The 17,618-nt window shown below is 68.1% G+C and carries 21 protein-coding genes; 12 read left to right on the top strand and 9 right to left on the bottom strand.

The window, feature by feature from the left end:
• The first annotated feature begins 59 nt into the window (after positions 1 to 59).
• The 3 genes from ACFPFQ_RS42235 to ACFPFQ_RS42245 all read left to right on the top strand — a co-directional run bounded on the left by ACFPFQ_RS42235 (position 60) and on the right by ACFPFQ_RS42245 (position 3,017).
• Complete coding sequence (locus ACFPFQ_RS42235) at positions 60 to 446, top strand: TSUP family transporter (protein WP_379628902.1); 387 nt, start codon at positions 60 to 62, stop codon at positions 444 to 446.
• A gap of 94 nt (positions 447 to 540) precedes the next feature.
• On the top strand, positions 541 to 924 hold the full coding sequence (locus tag ACFPFQ_RS42240) for an ArsR/SmtB family transcription factor (RefSeq protein WP_379628903.1): 384 nt from the start codon (positions 541 to 543) through the stop codon (positions 922 to 924).
• The gene (locus ACFPFQ_RS42245; RefSeq protein WP_379628904.1) at positions 921 to 3,017 is read left to right on the top strand and encodes a heavy metal translocating P-type ATPase; all 2,097 of its coding nucleotides are present in this window, start codon (positions 921 to 923) and stop codon (positions 3,015 to 3,017) included. Before ACFPFQ_RS42240 ends, ACFPFQ_RS42245 begins: the two co-directional genes overlap by 4 nt.
• Positions 3,018 to 3,048: 31 nt before the next feature.
• Here the strand turns inward: ACFPFQ_RS42245 and ACFPFQ_RS42250 are convergent, their stop codons facing one another.
• Complete coding sequence (locus ACFPFQ_RS42250; RefSeq protein ID WP_379628905.1) at positions 3,049 to 3,954, bottom strand: DNA ligase; 906 nt, start codon at positions 3,952 to 3,954, stop codon at positions 3,049 to 3,051.
• Positions 3,955 to 4,012: 58 nt separating this feature from the next.
• Between ACFPFQ_RS42250 and ACFPFQ_RS42255 the strand changes: the two genes are divergently transcribed.
• Together ACFPFQ_RS42255 and ACFPFQ_RS42260 are read left to right on the top strand one after the other, a co-directional pair.
• The gene (locus tag ACFPFQ_RS42255; protein ID WP_379628906.1) at positions 4,013 to 4,498 is read left to right on the top strand and encodes a DinB family protein; all 486 of its coding nucleotides are present in this window, start codon (positions 4,013 to 4,015) and stop codon (positions 4,496 to 4,498) included.
• 255 nt (positions 4,499 to 4,753) lie between these two features.
• Positions 4,754 to 5,176: a response regulator transcription factor gene (locus ACFPFQ_RS42260; protein WP_379628907.1), complete on the top strand. Its 423-nt coding sequence runs from the start codon at positions 4,754 to 4,756 to the stop codon at positions 5,174 to 5,176.
• On the opposite strand, the gene ACFPFQ_RS42265 is transcribed toward ACFPFQ_RS42260, so the two are convergent.
• Together ACFPFQ_RS42265 and ACFPFQ_RS42270 are read right to left on the bottom strand one after the other, a co-directional pair.
• Positions 5,127 to 5,966: a hypothetical protein gene (locus tag ACFPFQ_RS42265; RefSeq protein ID WP_379628908.1), complete on the bottom strand. Its 840-nt coding sequence runs from the start codon at positions 5,964 to 5,966 to the stop codon at positions 5,127 to 5,129. The two genes, ACFPFQ_RS42260 and ACFPFQ_RS42265, sit on opposite strands and share 50 nt — an antisense overlap.
• A gap of 338 nt (positions 5,967 to 6,304) precedes the next feature.
• Positions 6,305 to 6,754 (bottom strand): hypothetical protein, encoded by a 450-nt coding sequence (locus ACFPFQ_RS42270; protein WP_379628909.1) that lies wholly within the window; start codon positions 6,752 to 6,754, stop codon positions 6,305 to 6,307.
• A 234-nt stretch (positions 6,755 to 6,988) separates the two neighbouring features.
• Here ACFPFQ_RS42270 and ACFPFQ_RS42275 point away from each other — a divergent pair, with 234 nt between their 5' ends.
• Positions 6,989 to 7,570 (top strand): hypothetical protein, encoded by a 582-nt coding sequence (locus tag ACFPFQ_RS42275; RefSeq protein ID WP_379628910.1) that lies wholly within the window; start codon positions 6,989 to 6,991, stop codon positions 7,568 to 7,570.
• A gap of 760 nt (positions 7,571 to 8,330) precedes the next feature.
• Here the strand turns inward: ACFPFQ_RS42275 and ACFPFQ_RS42280 are convergent.
• Positions 8,331 to 8,780 (bottom strand): MarR family winged helix-turn-helix transcriptional regulator, encoded by a 450-nt coding sequence (locus tag ACFPFQ_RS42280; protein ID WP_379628911.1) that lies wholly within the window; start codon positions 8,778 to 8,780, stop codon positions 8,331 to 8,333.
• An 86-nt stretch (positions 8,781 to 8,866) separates the two neighbouring features.
• Here ACFPFQ_RS42280 and ACFPFQ_RS42285 point away from each other — a divergent pair, with 86 nt between their 5' ends.
• Both ACFPFQ_RS42285 and ACFPFQ_RS42290 read left to right on the top strand, forming a co-directional pair.
• Positions 8,867 to 9,541: a maleylpyruvate isomerase family mycothiol-dependent enzyme gene (locus tag ACFPFQ_RS42285; protein WP_379628912.1), complete on the top strand. Its 675-nt coding sequence runs from the start codon at positions 8,867 to 8,869 to the stop codon at positions 9,539 to 9,541.
• Positions 9,542 to 9,546: 5 nt separating this feature from the next.
• Positions 9,547 to 10,032 (top strand): cupin domain-containing protein, encoded by a 486-nt coding sequence (locus tag ACFPFQ_RS42290; RefSeq protein WP_379628913.1) that lies wholly within the window; start codon positions 9,547 to 9,549, stop codon positions 10,030 to 10,032.
• A gap of 284 nt (positions 10,033 to 10,316) precedes the next feature.
• On the opposite strand, the gene ACFPFQ_RS42295 is transcribed toward ACFPFQ_RS42290, so the two are convergent.
• The 5 genes from ACFPFQ_RS42295 to ACFPFQ_RS42315 all read right to left on the bottom strand — a co-directional run bounded on the left by ACFPFQ_RS42295 (position 10,317) and on the right by ACFPFQ_RS42315 (position 13,770).
• Positions 10,317 to 10,757 carry an ATP-binding protein gene (locus ACFPFQ_RS42295; protein WP_379628914.1) on the bottom strand — a complete coding sequence of 147 codons (441 nt, stop codon included), beginning with the start codon at positions 10,755 to 10,757 and terminating at the stop codon, positions 10,317 to 10,319.
• Positions 10,758 to 11,021: 264 nt separating this feature from the next.
• On the bottom strand, positions 11,022 to 11,402 hold the full coding sequence (locus tag ACFPFQ_RS42300; protein WP_379628915.1) for an STAS domain-containing protein: 381 nt from the start codon (positions 11,400 to 11,402) through the stop codon (positions 11,022 to 11,024).
• A gap of 823 nt (positions 11,403 to 12,225) precedes the next feature.
• Positions 12,226 to 12,537 carry a helix-turn-helix domain-containing protein gene (locus ACFPFQ_RS42305; RefSeq protein WP_379628916.1) on the bottom strand — a complete coding sequence of 104 codons (312 nt, stop codon included), beginning with the start codon at positions 12,535 to 12,537 and terminating at the stop codon, positions 12,226 to 12,228.
• 377 nt (positions 12,538 to 12,914) lie between these two features.
• Positions 12,915 to 13,256, bottom strand: coding sequence for a hypothetical protein (locus ACFPFQ_RS42310; protein ID WP_379628917.1), 342 nt, complete (start codon positions 13,254 to 13,256; stop codon positions 12,915 to 12,917).
• A gap of 73 nt (positions 13,257 to 13,329) precedes the next feature.
• The gene (locus ACFPFQ_RS42315) at positions 13,330 to 13,770 is read right to left on the bottom strand and encodes an Hsp20/alpha crystallin family protein (protein WP_379628918.1); all 441 of its coding nucleotides are present in this window, start codon (positions 13,768 to 13,770) and stop codon (positions 13,330 to 13,332) included.
• A gap of 1,358 nt (positions 13,771 to 15,128) precedes the next feature.
• On the opposite strand from ACFPFQ_RS42315, the gene ACFPFQ_RS42320 reads away from it, so the two are divergent.
• The 4 genes from ACFPFQ_RS42320 to ACFPFQ_RS42335 all read left to right on the top strand — a co-directional run bounded on the left by ACFPFQ_RS42320 (position 15,129) and on the right by ACFPFQ_RS42335 (position 17,533).
• Positions 15,129 to 15,329, top strand: coding sequence for a hypothetical protein (locus ACFPFQ_RS42320; protein WP_379628919.1), 201 nt, complete (start codon positions 15,129 to 15,131; stop codon positions 15,327 to 15,329).
• A 614-nt stretch (positions 15,330 to 15,943) separates the two neighbouring features.
• On the top strand, positions 15,944 to 16,141 hold the full coding sequence (locus ACFPFQ_RS42325) for a (2Fe-2S)-binding protein (protein ID WP_379628920.1): 198 nt from the start codon (positions 15,944 to 15,946) through the stop codon (positions 16,139 to 16,141).
• A 417-nt stretch (positions 16,142 to 16,558) separates the two neighbouring features.
• The gene (locus tag ACFPFQ_RS42330; RefSeq protein WP_379628921.1) at positions 16,559 to 16,837 is read left to right on the top strand and encodes a GlsB/YeaQ/YmgE family stress response membrane protein; all 279 of its coding nucleotides are present in this window, start codon (positions 16,559 to 16,561) and stop codon (positions 16,835 to 16,837) included.
• A 312-nt stretch (positions 16,838 to 17,149) separates the two neighbouring features.
• Positions 17,150 to 17,533 carry an STAS domain-containing protein gene (locus tag ACFPFQ_RS42335; protein WP_379628922.1) on the top strand — a complete coding sequence of 128 codons (384 nt, stop codon included), beginning with the start codon at positions 17,150 to 17,152 and terminating at the stop codon, positions 17,531 to 17,533.
• The last annotated feature ends 85 nt before the right edge of the window (positions 17,534 to 17,618 follow it).

Consider the following 17,618-nt stretch of genomic DNA (forward strand, 5'->3'; position numbering starts at 1 on the left):
GATCACCATCGAAATAGAGCCGGTCTTGACAGCACAGCCACCGGCCTAACTGAACGGCTTTGCCACTAGCACGGCCGATCCTGGCCTGGCTCGCCTTGACGGTAGGGATCGTCGGCGGGATCTACGGCATCGGCGGCGGCTCCATCCTCGGACCGATCCTGGTCGGCACCGGCCTCCCCGTCGCCCGCGTCGCACCCGCCGCACTCGCCTCCACCTTCCTCACCTCGATCGCCGGCGCCACCACCTACGCAGTTCTAGCTCTGAGCAACCCGGGCATGATCGCCCCGAACTGGCTCCTCGGACTCGCCTGCGGACTCGGCGGTCTCATCGGCGGCTACCTCGGCGCCCGCCTACAACCCCGGATGCCCGACAGGGCACTCACGCTGATCCTCGGCAGCCTCGCGATCTGCCTCGCAATGCTCTACCTGGTGCAAGCCATCCGTTAGAGCAGCGTCAGCCCTGCGACCGGCAACCTTCTTCCGAACATGCCAGTCCCACACATCGTTGCCCGAACATATCGACGGGCATTAGATTGACGCGGTGACTGACGACCGCTGCGATCTGCTGTGCATCGACTTCGACCACGCGGAATCCCTGCGCGCCACCCTGCCTGCAGCCCAGGACATCGCCGTGCGAGCCGAGCGGCTGCGCGCACTCGGTGACCCGACCCGGCTGCGGATCGCGCACACCCTGCACGTCGGTGCGGAGCTGTGCGTCTGCGACCTGGCGTGGATCGTCGGTTCCTCTCAAGGCCTCGTGTCACACCACCTGCGCCACCTGCGCGCGGCCGGGCTGGTCGATTCGCGCCGCGACGGGAAGCTGGTCATGTACCGGCTCAACCCGACCGGTCACCACCTACTCGACGCCGCCGTCGGTGCCGCGACCACACAGGCGCCTGCCTCGATGGGCGGCGAGCTCGCATGAGTGACCTGTGCTGCGGCCCCGACGACCACGATGCCACCGAGACCACCGACGGCCGGCCCGGCCAGGCCGCTCCCCGCGCCGCCACGGTCGAAGCGCCGCAGCGCCTGTGGCAGGTGCGGGAACTGCAACTGGCCGCCGTTGCCGGGATCCTGCTCGGAGCCGGGTTCCTGGCCCAGCTCGCCGGATCCGACCCCACCGGGATCGTGCTGCACGTGGCTGCCGCCGCGGTGGGCGGAGCAACATTCGTACCCGCCACCCTGCGCGCGCTGCGGCGTCGCCGGATCGGGGTCGGCACCCTCATGACCATCGCACTGCTCGGCGCCCTCGCACTGAGCCAGTTCGCCGAGGCCGCCGCGCTGGCGTTCCTGTTCTCCATCAGCGAGGCACTCGAGGACTACTCGATCACCCGCGCCCGCCGTGGTCTGCGCGCCCTGCTGGCCCTGGTTCCCACCCAGATCACCGTCCAGCGCGACGGAACGCAGGCCACGATTGCCGCTACCGAACTGCAGGTCGGGGACCTGATGCTCGTGCGCGCCGGGGAACGCATCGCCAGTGACGGCACCGTCCGGGAGGGCCGCTCCGCGCTGGACACCTCCGCCATCACCGGCGAGTCCATGCCCGTCGAGATCGGCCCCGGCGACGCCGTGTTCGCCGGATCGATCAACGCCAACGGTGCACTCAACATCGAAGCCACCGCCGGGGTCGAGGACAACTCGCTCGCCAAGGTCGTGCGCATCGTCGAGGACGCCCAACAACGCAAGGGCACCCGCCAACGCCTCGCCGACCGCATCGCCCGCCCGCTGGTACCCGCGATCATGATCTTGGCCGTGCTGATCGCCGGCATCGGCGCAATCCTCGACGACCCGGCCACCTGGATCGAACGCGCCCTGGTCGTCCTCGTCGCCGCCGCGCCGTGCGCGCTGGCCATCTCGGTACCGGTCACCGTCATCGCCGCCGTCGGTGCCGCCAGCCGCCTGGGCGTGCTCGTCAAAGGCGGCGCCGCCCTCGAAACCCTCGGTACCGTCCGCGCCGTCGCGCTCGACAAGACTGGAACACTGACCCGCAACCAACCCGCTGTCACCGACATCGTGCCTGCCCCCGGCGCCACCACGGAGCAGGTCCTCGCCGTGGCCGCCGCCCTCGAAGCGCGCAGCGAACACCCCCTCGCCGCAGCCATCCTCGCCGCCGCACCGCCACCGCAGCCCGCCCTCGACGTGACCACCGTCCCCGGAGCCGGCCTGGAAGGAACCATCGACGGGGTCCCGGCCCGCCTGGGCAAACCTGGCTGGATCAACCCCGGCCCGCTCACCGACGACGTCACCCGCCTCCAGGACGCCGGCGCCACCGTCGCGGTGATCGAGCACACTGGCTCCGTCGTGGGAATCATCGGCATACGTGACGAGCTACGCCCCGAAGCCGTCGAGACGGTGGCGGCCCTGCGTGCGGCTGGGGTGGCGGTCAGCATGCTCACCGGTGACAACACCCGCACCGCCACCGCCCTTGCCGCGCAGGCCGGCATCACCGACGTGCACGCTGAGCTGCACCCCACCGACAAAGCCGCCCGCGTCGACGCCCTGCGCGCGACTCACCGCGGCGCCGTCGCCATGGTCGGCGACGGTGTCAACGACGCGCCCGCGTTGGCCACCGCCGATATCGGTATCGCTATGGGTGCCATGGGCACCGACGTCGCCATCGAAACCGCCGACGTCGCCCTCATGGGCACCGACCTCCGGCATCTGCCCCAAGCCCTCGCCCACGCCCGCCGCGCCCGCCACATCATGCTGCAAAACATCGGGCTCTCCGCCGCCATCGTGTTGTCCCTGGTCCCGCTCGCCGCGTTCGGCATCCTCGGCCTCGCCACCGTCGTACTCATCCACGAGCTCGCCGAAGTCTTCGTCATCGCCAACGGCGTCCGGGCGGGGCGCCTGCGCCCACTCACCGGCCAGGCCAGACCCGCCCCCGTCGCCCTCCACCAGGTCCCGCCCGCCGCCGCAGCAGCGGCCGATGACGGCTGCGCTTGCTGCGCACCCACAACCCGACCCACAACCCGCGCCACGGCGATCCCGGTGCCGCTGTCCATCCGCAAGCCATGACCCCTCGGGTTCAGAAAGGGATGGGATGCAGCTAGTCCGGCGCGGGAACGTGGACCTCGGCCGCGACCCGGTCGGGGCGCAGTCCCCGCCACGACGGATGGCGAAAGTTGCCCTCGCCGGTGAACGCGCGGTACTCAACCTCTCCGACCACCTCCGGCTCCACCCACTGCACCGGGCTACGGCTCGGTGCCCGCCCGGGCCAGCCCCGAGTTCGGCTGAACGCGCCGGGAAACGGTGGGGTGTCGCGGTGCAACGGGCCCAGGAGCTCCAGGAGCTGTCGGCGGGCGGCGTCGGTGAACCCGGTCCCGACATCCCCGACATAGACCAGTACCCCGGCTGCATCGTGTACGGCCAGCAGGAGCGCGCCCACGACGTTGGCGTTGCCGCTGCTGGGCGCCCAGCCGGCGATGATGACCTCCGCGGTGTGCCGGATCGGTGTCTTGATCCACGCCCGGGACCGGCGCCCCGGCTGATAGGGCGACGACGACCGTTTCGCGACCACGCCTTCCAAGCCCTGCTGCTGCGCGGCGGCCATCACCAGCGATCCCGGGGTGTCGGTGAAGTTCGCGGGCACGGTCACCCCCGGCTGATCCAGCCCCAACTCGATCAACAACCGGCGGCGGTCCTGGTAGGGCAGCTCCAGCAGTGGGCGACCGTCGAACGCCAACAGGTCGAACACCACGTACTGCACCGGGACCCGGGCGATCAGCTCCGGTGAAGGTTTCGTGACGTGCATGCGGTGCTGCAACAACCCGAAATCCGGCCTGCCCCGCTCATCCAACGCCACCAGCTCCCCGTCGAGGACCAGGCCGGCGAGGAGGTCCAGGCCGGCGACCTCCGGGTAGGAGCGCGACACGTCACGATCGTTGCGGCTATATAGCCGGCCGCCGGTGGTGCCGGTGTAGTTGATCGCGCGGCTGGTTGACTGAACTCGCACCTCGTGCGGACCTGCTCGGTGCACAGCGCTGAACGTCCCCCGCCGTAGTGTCGTCCCCGTGAGCCAGCCCGACGACGACCGCTCCGCCGCCTTCGGCGACACTGGCGAGGCCGCCGTCCTCGCCGAGTTCCTCGGCTACAAGCGCGAGGCCATCATCAATAAGGTGGCCGACCTACCCGATGCGGTCGCGCACAGCGCCGGCGTTCCATCGGGAACCAGCCTCGCCTGGCTCATCAAGCACCTGACCGCCTCGGAGCGACTCTGGTTCGGCGGGGCCACGATCGACGAGTGGGAAGCACTGTCGATCCTCGATGCCAATGAGACAGTAGCGGACCTGGTCGCCGACTACCGGCGCGCCACACAGGAGTCCGACGCGATCATCGCCGGCTGGACCGATCTCGATCAGGTCATCGACGAACCGCCCAACGCTCGACCCCGCGCCACGGCGCGGTGGATCATGCAACACTTGATCAGCGAGACGGCCCGCCACGCGGGTCACGCCGACATCCTGCGCGAGCAGATCGACGGAGCGGTCGGCCGGTAGGCCGACGTGCGGAAAGCCCGAACTCCTCAAGGATCAGTGTCGGAGTTCAGTGAGATTGGTGGACTGAACTCTCCGTCGTCGCCATCGAACTGGGCCGACGACGTGGCAAGTCCGCGAATGTCCACAGTGGTCGGCGCGCCTGGAGTAGATCCAATACTGATAGCGGCAGGCTGCACCGGTGGCAGCCCGACGGATCGGTCGCGTCGAACAGCACGATGTCGGGCTGCGCTGGCACTAGGCGCCGGCCGACCCGACATGGCGGTGCGGCACCTGCGCGCGTCGCTCGCGGCCAACGATGCGGTCGGCTTCGCCCCCTTCGTCGCGATGTCGCGCTACCGCCTCGCAGCAGCGCTGCGAGCCCGGGCCCGTCCCACCGACAACGACGAGGCCGTGGCGCTGCTCGCGGCCGCAGACTCCGCGGCCGACCGGATGGGCATGACGCCGCTGCGCAACCAGATCGCGAACCTGTCCGGGCAGCTGAGCGACGGGGGCGTGCTCAGCCGCCGCGAGGCCGAGATCGCCGAGTTGGTGGCAAGCGGACTGACCAACCGGCAGGTGGCCGCGGCTGCCCACATCTCCGAGCGCACCGTCGAGAGCCACGTCCAGCACATCCTCGCCAAGCTCGAGTTCACCAGCCGCAGCCAGATCGCGGCCTGGGTTGCACGCCGCTCACGCTGATCACCACTTCCCGACACACCCCCGCGGCTCGACTCGAACGGATCGTTCCGGTCACTCCCGGCCCGTCATCGGATATCAGCAACCCTGGACCTGCGCCCGGAGCAATGCCGACATACACATTTACCGGTCCGGTAGTCAGTTGGCAGCCGCCATTTGCCCGTAGTGGGCCCGATCGGTCAGCTGCGCATGTACTGATACGGCCGGTACGGCAGCGCCGCCGGACGGTTGGGCCGAGCGTCATCGCGTCACACCGCCCGGCGCGGGAGATCGCGACGAGGGCGTCGGTGACGGCTTCCCAGTCGACGATCCGGGGCCAGAGGTCGCCGTGCTCGAAGGCCGTGCGGTGCTGAATGAAGTTCTCGCCCTTGCAATGATCGCGGCACCGCCGGAGCTGGGCGTAGAGGCCTTCAACCGTATCCGCACGGACGCGGCCGACCTGCAGCCGCCCGATGGTTGGGCGGATGTGCTTCTCGATCTTCCCGACGTAGCCCGTGCGTGTCTTGCGCTCAATGTCGATGACTTCGAGCCACCGGTCGAGCAGCTCATTCACCGTCGTCTCGGTCTTCGGACTCCGGCGCTCATCGACTTGGTTGAGCAGCTTGGTCAGCGCCTTCTCCGCCGCCGTCCGGGTCCCCGCCTCGGTGTCACACACCGCGACCGTCTCACGCAGCCAGATCTTCTTGCCTGTGAGCTGGTCGATCCCCGCGTAGACCTTGACCCGAGCGGAGCCGCTGGGCAGCCAACTGATGCTGCCTCGTTGCGGCCGTCGGGCCGGTCGAGAGGAGGCCATGCGGTGAGATTACCCGGGCCGGAGGCCACGAAGGAGGCCACGGAGGCGCCTTCGTGGCCTCCCGAGGGGAGCCAAAAGGGCCCCGGACCTGGGGAGCCGCCTTGGGGAGTCGAACCCCAGACCTACGCATTACGAGAAAGTCTGTCACTGGATACACCGTGAACACACAGTCCATCCGTGCACGTCAGAAGCCCAACGATGCTCACTCGAGCCTATCCGTGCTCCTACATCTCGTTCCACGAATGGTTCCACGAACCCGCTCGGGGAGCCGCGGACTGTGTTTGCGAGGCGGGCGATCTGCGTGTGGCGGACACGGATCGACGGGCGGCACGGGTTCGTCAGGTGCGGCGTGCGGGAGCGGTTGGTGATCCGGCGAGTCGGCGGCCGGTGGGAGTCCCGCGGTGGTGGGCGAGCGCGATATCGGCGCTGACCGCATCGGCGTCGCAGCATGCCTGGACGTGATCGCATTCCAGGTTGACCGCGATCGGGAACACCGGAAGCAGGTAGGCGGTCTCCGGCCGGTACCGGGAACCCGCCGGTCCCCTGGTGGGTGCCACTGGTGACCAGCGGTAGGCCGGTTTGTGGATGAAGGTGCCGGCGGGGATGGTGAACACCCGCGCCAGCACACATGCCGAGGCGTGGGCGCAGCGGTATTCCACCACCAGGTAGCGACCCAGCTGGCCGGCAGCATGCAACCGTCGGTAGAGACCGAGGACCTGACCGCCCGATATCCGGGTGGCGTTGCTGGACCCGCGCAGGGCGCGGGCGACGAGCTGGTCATCGGTCATCGTCGACCTCCGGTCACCTCGTGTGAGACCCGGAGCGCCGGATCGACCGTCGAGACGCACTGTAGCGGCGCGACGCCCCTCCGTGTCCACATGCGAGATCTCAGGCCGAAGGAGCAATAGCCAGAGGACCGAGCTCACGTCAGTCATCCAGCGGGCGGAAACAAGTTCGTCCTTCTGGACGACCAGGACATCGTGCGTATCACGAAACTCCTAGCCGCGGTCGGTGCGGCGGTCATGGTCCTCACCGTCAGCGCGTGCGCGAACCTCGCGCCGTCCCGTCCATCGCTCGCCGTCGACGTGCCGACCGCCAGTTCGACCGCCCCGGTTGCCGCGCCGTCTCCGGCCCCGCCCCACGGCGAGATGTCGCCCCGGAAGAACCTGGTGAAGAAAGTCGGGGAAACCGCTGACTGGGGGATCGGCAACAACAACATCTCGGTGAAGTTCGTCGTCGACAAGATCACGGTGGACCCGAAGTGCACCAGCCAGTTCGCCGGGAAGCCGCAGAACGGACACCTGGTGCAGATGGACGTGCGCGTCGAGACCACGCCGGACATGCCGACGAACACCGGCTACTCCATCAACCCATACTCCTTCTCAGCGATCGGCCCCGACGGGGTCACCGAGCCCAGCGTCGTCTCTGGGGTCAGCTTCTCCTGCCTCGCCCCGAACACTCACCTCCCAGCGCAGTTCGCGCCGGCGTCGAAGTACCGCGGCTCCCTGGTCCTCGACGTGAGCAGCCCGACCGGGACGCTCATCTTCTCGCCGAGCTTTTCGGGCGCGGGTGGCTGGGAATGGGCATTCCCGGCGGCCGGCTGAGCTGAGGGAGTCGGACCTGTTGCGCGTCGCTGTGTTCCCTGCCCCACTCCGGTTGTCCGGATCGCGCTGCGGGCTCAGCCGTCCGCCCTGACAGAGGCCATCTCGGGCGACGAATGCTCGGACGTAGTCCTGACCGCCGGGTGGAAGGCAAACCTGGTCACGAGGCTGATAGCCGAGCCGGCGATCAGGACGAGATCGCAAGGCGGCGCGATATCTCGCACCTCCGCTGCGTCGCCGCGCCGCTCAAGTCATTCGATGTTCCAGGGGTCCGGGATCGATCTTTCGACGTGACGAGGGCCGATCTCGTGATGATCATGGAGTCAAGCACGAGCATCGGATCCGTAGTCAGCAAGCTGACGCCCACATGACCGGATTACTGGGCATCAGGGCGCACTAAAGGCGCCCGAACGGGCACCACAGGCAGCGGCGCGCAGCAGTTCGTGGATCAGCTCGTGGATCGAGATCGACTTGCCCGGGACCGCGAACCCGCGCCGATCGCGCGGCCAGAAGCGAGCACGAGACCGAAGCTGCCATCGGACACGCCCCACAACCAGGCGGCGACGCCCCCGACGGGGCTGCAGGAACCCTCGATGCCCTACTTCGGAGGCCGCAACTCCGCTGCGAGTCGGTCCAGCTCATCCTGATCGGCCCTTTGTTGCTCAGCCCGCGTCTGTTTGGCGGCCGCCGGGCCAGATCCAGATCCAGTCTCAGCGTGCCGTTAATACATGGCCCGTCGCCGATGGCCGCCTTTCTTCGATGTCTACGTGTGCGGGTCGGTGATCTCGCGGAGGCGGGTGAGGGTGTCGCGCAGTTGCGCCATCCGCCGCGATCCGAGGTGCGCACGCCACTCGGCCTCGAGTTCGGCAAGTACCTTCTCCCCCACCGGTATGGTCGCGGCGCCGCGGTCGGTGAGGCGCACCCGCCGGGCGCGGGCGTCGGTGGGATCGGGGGTGCGCTCGACGTAGCCGGCGCGTTCGAGTTGGTCCACCAGGAAGCCGGCGGTCTGTTTGGTGACCTGCGCGGCGTCGGCGAGCTCGGTCAGTCGGCTGCCGCTGGCACCGATGCGTTGGAACACCCGTGCTTGCGCCCGGGTGATGTCGCCGAACCCCGCGTCGGCGAGCGCCGCGAACACGCGATCTTCCGCGGCACGGTAGGGGATAAACAGCAACAGGCCCAGGTTGAGCGTGTCTGCAGTGCTGCCGTGGGTCACGACACTCCCTTGCATTAGTACGAACCTCTGACTAAAGTGGTCAGTCTAACGTATCAAATGTGGGGGTTGGGGTGGACCGTGACGCGATGTGGCACGCGCTCGACGAGCAACGAGCAGACCTGGCCGACCTGCTCGAGGCGTTGATCGCTGCAGAATGGGCACAGCCGTCGCTGTGCGCCGGATGGACCGTCCGTGACGTCGCGGCGCATCTCGTGCTCGGACCGCGCATGGGCGTCGCCACCGTGATTGTCGAGATGGTCCGTGCCCGTGGCAGCTTCAACCAGATGATCCATGAAACGGCCATCCGTCATGCGACCCGGCCGGTCGAGGACCTCGTCACCGAGCTACGGGCGATTGTCGGGGCGCGCCGACTCGCCCCGGGCCAGAAGCTGGCCGACGCGCTGATGGACGTGCTGGTCCACGGTCAGGACATCGCGATCCCTCTGCGCCGACGACGCGATATGCCCGCCGAAGCGGCACAGGCCGCAGCGCAGCACCTGTGGCGGATCGGCTTCCCGTTCCATGCCCGTAAGAAGCTGCGCGGTTTCCGGCTGCGCGCCACCGACGTGAACTGGACCGCCGGCGAGGGTGTCGAGGTTCGGGGACCCATCGCCGCGATCGTGGCGTTGCTCGCCGGGCGCACCGCGACCTTGCCCTACCTGACCGGTGACGGAGTCCCCGCCTTGGCCACCCAGCTCGCGTCCCCCACAGCACAACACGCCCGAACCGCACTCGAACGCCGTAACAGAGCAGAGGAGTAGCCGCCATGACAGCGCGATATACCGGGCCCGGGAAGGGCATCGCCCTGGACACCTTCGACGGCATCCACACCGTCAAGGTCAGCGCCGAGGACACCGATGGCGCTTACGAGCTGTTCGAGGTCGATGCGCCACACGGGCCAGCCGTTCCGATGCTGCGCACCCCGTGGGCCAAAACGTTCTACCTGCTCGCCGGAACCATGACGGTGCACGTCGAGGGCGAGCGTCACGAACTCGAACCCGGCGCCACGATCACCATTCCCGATGGCGCCGCCCACGCGTTCGAGGTGACGACACCGACGGCGAGATTTCTCGCCTTCACCCTCACCGATGCAGCGGGGCGCCTGCTCGCCGACATCGTCGCCTCCATCCCGCCCGGGCGACCGATGCAAGACCTCGCGCCCCTCCTGGTACGGGTCGCACACCGCCACGGCGTCACCTTCGCCGCCGACGACCCGCCCCAGAGCTCATCCAGCCCGACTCCGCACCGATGACCGACACACCCTGCGACCCGCAACTGCGCGGCCCCACACCCGCCCGGGCAGCACAATCCTCGGCCACACTGCGGCGCGGACAGGCCCCGGACGGCACAGGCGAGCAGATCAGGCGGCCGAAGCCACGTCGAAGCCGGGTATCGGCACAGTCCCCTCTCCTATGGGCCGATTCATCGTTGCCTCCCCAGCGATCAACCTCAGCGGAATCTCACGTGTGGCGGCATACCCAGTTGGCCTGCGTTGCACACGCCGACACACTCAACCTGTACAGCGTGGTGGGTTGATCAGGAACTGTCGGTCGTGTTCTCCGGTGGCGGGACCGGGTTGCTGCGCAACGTGACCCGGGTACCAGCGGGGTCGCCAGCGGGTGTCACGAGCGCCTCGATGGTCACCGTGTCCATGCAGGCGCGCATGATCGGGATGCCTCGGCGCCGGTTCTCATCATCGGCCGGGGCTGGACGCCATACTCCGTGGTCCCGGACTTGGATCGTGACGTAGCGCTGCCCGGGCGCCCCGGCGGCGGCCGCATCTGAGGGGGTCAGCGCTGCTGCGGTGGCGTCGAGCTGGATGTGTCCCGCCGGCTGTGCGAGGTAGGCGTGCTCGATGGCGTTGCTGATCGCCTCGTTGACCGCCAGCACGATGTCGTCGCGCTGTGCCGGCGGCCATGCCATGCTCGAGAGCCATCGGTTGAGCAGCCCCCGCGCCACCGAGGCCGTCACCTCCACCGCCGGCAACATCTGATGCAGTGGGTCCGGCGCGACCCATGCCGCGCTCGGAGACGTCGCAGGTGGGGCGAAAGCAGGTGCGGAAAAAACTGGTGGGGCCGCATCGTTGCGCCGCTCGTGCCGCGCTGTCGCGGCCCGGGCGTCGCCGGGGAAGGACCCGTGGGAGGCCATCGAGTGACACCGTAGAACGGGTCACGTCAACGTGCAGGATTGACCCGGCCGTCAGCGTGGAGATGCCTCGACGCCGGTGTGGCGCAGGTGGTGCTACGTCGCGGGCTCAGGTGAGGAGTCCAGGGCATCGTCGAGGGTGTGGTGCAGGGCGAGCAGGTCATCCAGTCCGGTCATCTCGATCGGTCGGATCACCGGTCGGGCGTGATCGACCACGATCCGTAGCGGTTCCCGGCGCCGTTGCGCGGCGCGGGTGACCTCGACCAGCGCGTGCAGTCCCGCGGACCCCAGGAATGTCACTTCGGTCAGATCGATGATCAGGGGTGCCCCATCGGGGGTTTCGTCGTCGACCCGGTCCAGACCTTCGGCTACCGCGGTGCGGAATCGTTGGACGGTCGACAGGTCGATGTCACCGGTCACGGTCACGACCAGCGCTGCCCGTCCGGCCCGATCGATCCGGCCGGTGGTGATCCCCACGAGTTGCTCGGTGGATGGACCTACCTCAGATCCCGAACTGGGAGGGATCATCCCGAGGTTAGGGTCAGGGGCGCCGGGTTCGGACATGACGGCACGCTATCGGCCGTGTCCATACGTCTGGACCAGGTGCCTGGCCCGCAGTGAGCGTGTCCATGGCCACGGACAGGATCGCCTGCCCTGTCGCGGGAGGCCGACCTGCGCCAGCGTTATTCATCCATGCAGGGGTGGCCGCTGCGGCGGGCGAGCACATCGGTTCGGGAGCTGGCCGACCTGCTGCGACGCGGGGGTCCGCTCGAGCCTCCGGTGTCGCTGGGGTCGGGTGACCCGTCGAGGCGGATCGCGGACACCACCGCGTCAGGACCGAAGCGCTTCCCTGGATCGACCGGTATCGCGTCGCCCCTGGCCGGCCGATCATGCCCACCGAACCTGGTGTCGGTGCGAGCCGCGGGCGGCACCGAGACGATGAAGGTGCGGATGCGGATCCCGTGATCACGAGCGAAGCGGCGCATCCCGGCCCGCCACGTTTCGACATCCACGCTGAGCTCCGCGACCGCCCGACACACCCGCCCGTGCGCCAGCAGCTCCTCGATGTCCCGGATCACAGCTGCGACCGTAGGACCAGTACCGACACCGCGCATGTGCTGTCCGTGGCGAGCGCCGTACCGCGGTGTCCCTATCGCCTGCGGATGTCGCCCCCGGTCCTCTGATGTGACAGGTCGTGTGATGCGACGCGGTTTAAGGAAGCGGTCGGCGCAGCTGGCAAGATCTCGAACCGGTCCGGCGAGTCACCGTCGTGTGTCGCAGCGCTGTCGATCGACACAGCTCACGATGGTGACTCGGCGGGTGTTTCGAGTGTGGCGATGCGGGCGCGGGCGGTGTCGAGCTCGTCTTGGAGCCCGACGATCCGAGCGGCCGCATCGAGAGTCATGCCCTGGTCGAACAGCTCCCGCAACCGGGCCGCGAACTCGAGCTGGCGACGGGAGTAGCGACGGTGACCACCGGCGGAACGCTGGGGTCGAAGCACCCCGGCAGCGTCGAGACTGCGCAGGAACGCCGGCTGTACCTCGAGAAGTTCAGCGGCCTGTCCCATGGTGACCGCCGGGTAGTCGTCATCGTCGAGCTGCCCTAGTCCCATGCGCTCTCGCTTCCCACTCGGTTCGCGCCTCACTGCCGGTTGGTGTCGCAAAACATGAGTGCGGGGCCCGGCCGTCTCGGCCGGGCCCCGCGCCTACCAGGTCATCGATGAAGATCCAGATGCTCGGGGGTTGTCCTGATGTTCAGCCTCCGCTCGTCTCGATCGGTCGCCGTCCCTGTGGCGTTCATGTCGTGCCGCTACAACGAATACTACAGTTTCGAGCGCAGATCCTGTCAAGAGCCAACACCAGAGAATCGTGCGAGATGGTCCGGGTCGAGTAGCGCGACGGTCCGCCCTGCGGGTGGGCGACGGGCATACGCAAGGACCCCGTCGGGCGAGTGAGGGGGACTCGCCCGACGGGGTCCTGCAGGGTGACTCTACAAAGGAGGGAGGGATTCCGCAGTTCGCCGTGACGACGGTGACCGGCGCGGAGGACTGCGCTCCCGAGCCCGCAGCACCGCCGTGCCGTGCTGGACCGGGGAGAGGGTGAGCAACGCCGCTCTGGTGCCCGCTGGGACCTGCGCTGGAGGCAGTTTCAGGACGAGCAGGTCGTTCGGGTGCAGCGGCGGGCGTTGCTCCTGATCCCCGTCCCTCTCACCGTTCGGGAAGCTCGCGGCGATGATCGAGTCGAACTCCATGCGCAGCAGGTCCGGGTCCGCGCAGAGGATCTCGAGGAACGCGGACGTGCTGGGAACATCGTTGCGTGCGTGCTCGGTCATGCCACTGCCTCCCGGCGGGCCGCGGGGAAACCAGGGTTGGGTCGAAATTTTGCGGACGGGTCCGGATCGTGGGTCAGGCGTTGATCTGACGGCGGCCGGTGTCGATGTTGCCGATGGCGATCTTGCGAGGCTTCGCCTTCTCCGCGATCGGGATCCGCAACGTCAACACCCCGGCGTCGTAGGCGGCGTTGATGTGCTCGGTGTCGAGGGTGTCGCCGAGGAACAACTGTCGGGAGAACGCTCCCAACGGGCGCTCGGCGACCTGCATCTCCACCTGCTCGCCGGTGGCGACGGGGCGCCGTTCGGCCTTGACGGTGAGCACGTTGCGCTCGACGTCGAGCTCGATCGCGTCCGGGTCCACGCCGGGCAGGTCGAAACAGACGACGAACTCGTCTCCGGCGCGGTAAGCGTCCATGGCCATCGCGGTCGGGCGCGACCAGGTACCGGGTGTGTTGCCCAACATCTGCGCGGTGAGACGGTCCAACTCTCGGAACGGGTCAGTGCGCATCAGCATCGCAGGGCACTCCTTTCATGATCGATGACAAGGGCGATGCGGCCGGAGCCGGTGCGGGCCGCGGGCCTTGACCGGCTCCGATACCTGCAATGATAGCTACAGAGTTTCTGTCGTCAAGAGGCCTGTTTGCAGGTAGGGTCCGCGCCACAAACAACGACCGTGGAACCAGGGAGGGTTCCGTTGGAGTCGAGCAACCAGCGGCCCCATCCCCGACAGTGCCCGCGCCCGATCGGAGACCTGACCTCGAGAGCAACGTCGACGTCGTGAGCACGAACAGACGGGCGAGGTCGCGGCGCCGGACGTCGTGCCGGCCGCGATGTGGCCGATCGGACAGGGGCCAGTGCAAGACGGGCGTGGCGAGCAGTGCCGACACCCCGCGGACGACCCTGACGACGACCGCCGCCTCTCCCAACTGGAGCGCAGACCGCGGTCACCGCGGCAGGAAGCTCCACCTCATGACGAGCGCTGCGAGGGGGGCGAAGCGTCGGTGTGAAACGGGCAATCAGAGGCGATCAACAGGGTGAGCGCGCCCGCAGCAGCAGTGTTGGGCAGAACTGGACATCGACATCCGCGTTCCACCGCCGACCACGTCCCCGGCGGCGACACCCTCGCCCGTTCGGAGCTCCCGTCCACCACATCACTGGTGACCGCGCTGGGGACTGCACTGGTGACTGCGCTGTCGGCATTCGACGCATCGCCGCTGAGACGACCGCCAGAGGTTGCTACGTGGGGCTCGCCGACGGGCGTCTCATGGTTCAACAGTGACCCTTGAGGGGGTGATCCGACCGGAATAGACGTCGTGTCGTCTGACCCCACCGACTCGTCCCCTTCCAGCCGATCCCCTGCTCGCCGCCCGCGGATCAACAAACCCAGGCGCCGAGCCGAGCCCCACACTCGCGACGATCACCGACGTGGAACCGCCCGGGCGCATCCCGCATCGGCACCGCAGGCCACGGTAGGCCGAGCGGCCGCGCTCCGCTCGGTGACGGTGCCGGCCGAGAAAGGCAGTGACCCGGCCCGAATCGGCAGCAGGAAGTCCGCGGGCCCCCGGATCGCGACGTGGCACCACGGGCCGGACACGCCCGATGTCGTGACGGTCACGTCGAGCCCGTTCAGGCCACCCGACACCCTGACAGGCGTGCACGATCGCGTCACTGAGCGCTCGCCGAAGCCCGCGCCGTGCAACGCGTCTGTGGACGTGCGCCAAGGCTGGTGATCAGCGGTGTTTCGCGGAGCGTGACCAGGGAATACTGCCGCCACTCCGTCGAACAGCCTGTTTGAAACATTACTCGATACTCTCTATTATCTACAGTGGCGACGACAAGTTCGACCCTTCCTTAGCGAGCGGAGGATGCGACATGAGCGCACCGGATGTGCCCGACATTCGTAGATCCGAGCCCGGTGATGCGGCGGATGCCTGGCGGGCTGTTCTGACACTGCACGGCGATGATGACGATGACGACGCCGGCTGGGACGATGTCGATGACGACGTTGACAAGCATGGTGTTGATAAGCGCGGTCTCGCCGCAGGCCGTCCTCGCGGTGTGAGGCGACGGTGAGCAGCGGGGCCCGGCTACGGGAGGGACAGCTTCTGACCTCCCAGATCGCGCTGCTGCGCCAGCAGCTCAAGATCGAGCAGAGTCGCGAAACGCGGTCCGTTGACTTCCCACGCGGCGCGCTGGATGCCCTGGTCTGGCTCACCCACCACGGTCCTGCACCACTGAGCGGCGCGTGGGCAACGGCACCCCTGCCGCTGGAGGCGATCGTGGCCGAGCTGGCCGCCGCTGAAGACATCATCTACGGTCGCCCATCGCGGCAGCGCGACTACGCCCGCGGCGTGGAACACGCCTTGATGTGGGCCCAATTCGCCACCGCCACCCCACCAGTGCCGCACTCCCCCCACACGAACCCCACCCGCCCAGCAGTCATCGACGAGCGTGGGGCGCAAGGGCCTGCAACGACCAGAGGGCATGCACGGACTCTGCCGGGCACCGCACGATCACCGCGGGGACCTGGACCGAGCTGACCACCGTCGCGACGGCATGCACCCCAGGGCAGTCAGGGGACGCATCCGCAGCGGAGGACCGAACCCGATGTTCCCTGCGGGTGACGTCTTGCGGACCGCCGGATGTGCTGAGAGCATAGGCTGACCTAAGCGAAGGGGTGCCTGGCGATGTATGTGTGCATCTGCATGGCGGTCACCGACACGGTGATCAACTCCTGCATCGCTCGGGGCGCCAGCACAGTCGCGGAGGTCGGCGACGCCTGCGAGGCAGGCACGGGTTGCGGCTCCTGCCACGACCACATCGACATCTTCCTGACTGCGGCCAACGCCCCATCAGCGCTGTCCGCCCTGCCGATCTCCGCGTAGAACAGGCAAGATCACGCACTGCCAGACTGACCGATACGTCGTCAACTAGCCGTCCCGTCCAACCGGGTACGTACCCGGCACGGCGCAGCGGCGACGTCGACGGCGGTGTCGGGTGGTGGGGGTGTCTTCGAAGTACCCCTGTCACCCATGCGCTACGGGTTCCCCCATGCACGAGTCCACGAACCTCAGCAGCGGGCCCAGCCGGCGGACGCCCGTCGCGGTGCGTAGCGCAACAGAATCGCAGCGTATACGAATTTCGTCGGCGTACGCCGGACGGACTCCGGCCCATTTCCCCATCTGCCGCGTCTTCATAACGAATTGACCCGCATCGAACCTCTGCGTCTGAACAATGTCGCAAGGGGGTATCCAGCGTTTACAGCGAGCCGAACTGCTCGGCTCACCAACGTTGGAGGAACCGTGACCGTCACAGGGATCATCACCGCGATCGTCGTAGGGGCGATTATCGGCGCCCTTGGCCGGCTGGTCGTTCCCGGCCGGCAGCCCATTCCCATCTGGCTGACCATCCTGATCGGTATCGTCGCCGCCTTCATCGGCACCTTCCTGGCTCGCGCGATCGGCGTGCCGACCGCCACCAGTGGCATCGACTGGCTTGAACTGCTCGTCCAGGTCATCGTCGCCGCGATCGGCGTCGTCGCTGTCGCAAGCCTCTACGGCCGACGATCGATCCGCCACTGACGTTCCACCTCCATAGATCGGCTCCGCAGGGACCGCCTGTGGAGCCGATCCATCTCCCCACACGAGCTCCGAGGCGGCTCGTCCCCGCCCGAGCTGCGCCGTCGTCAGCGTGGAAGCCGCTGACCAACGACGGCCTGTGGCTGTCCGCCGCCCGGCGACCGATGGGTGGACGGCCCCTCACCAACATCGCGGTCGGCCGCGGCGTTGCCGTAGCTACGACCGCCATTTCCGCACAATTGAGCGAGATGGCCCAGTCGGTGCGGCCGTCTGCGCGACATTACCGGCGAGCCCTGCGACGTATAGAGTCTCGCGGTGAGTGATTCCACGGATAACGACATGCTGGGCGTCGGACTACAGCTGACGGTCAGCGTCGCCCACGACGCTGCGGTGGTCGCTGCGGTGGGCGAGATCGACATGGCGACCGTCCCTCACCTGCGGGAAGCCGTGTCCGGCGTGCTCGACAACGATGCCGTGCCAGCGCTGCTGGTCATCGATCTGCGCGAAGTCAGTTTCCTTGCCTCCGCTGGCCTGGCTCTGCTGGTCGAAATTGCCAACGCTACGGAAGTGCGTGACGCCGCACTGCGCATTGTTGCGATCACCCCACCCGTGTTGCGCGCGTTCGAGGTGACCGGCCTGGACGACCGACTCGCGATCTATGACACCCTCGTCGAGGCCCTTGCTGCACCGCGTCGCTGATCACGCGGAGCGAGGCGACAGGCCTACGTCGTCGCTGGTACATGGGCGGCGGTTTGGGGCGGTATGCCACAATTCGTCCCCGGCC

The sequence above is a fragment of the Pseudonocardia sp. GCM10023141 genome, assembly GCF_042653605.1.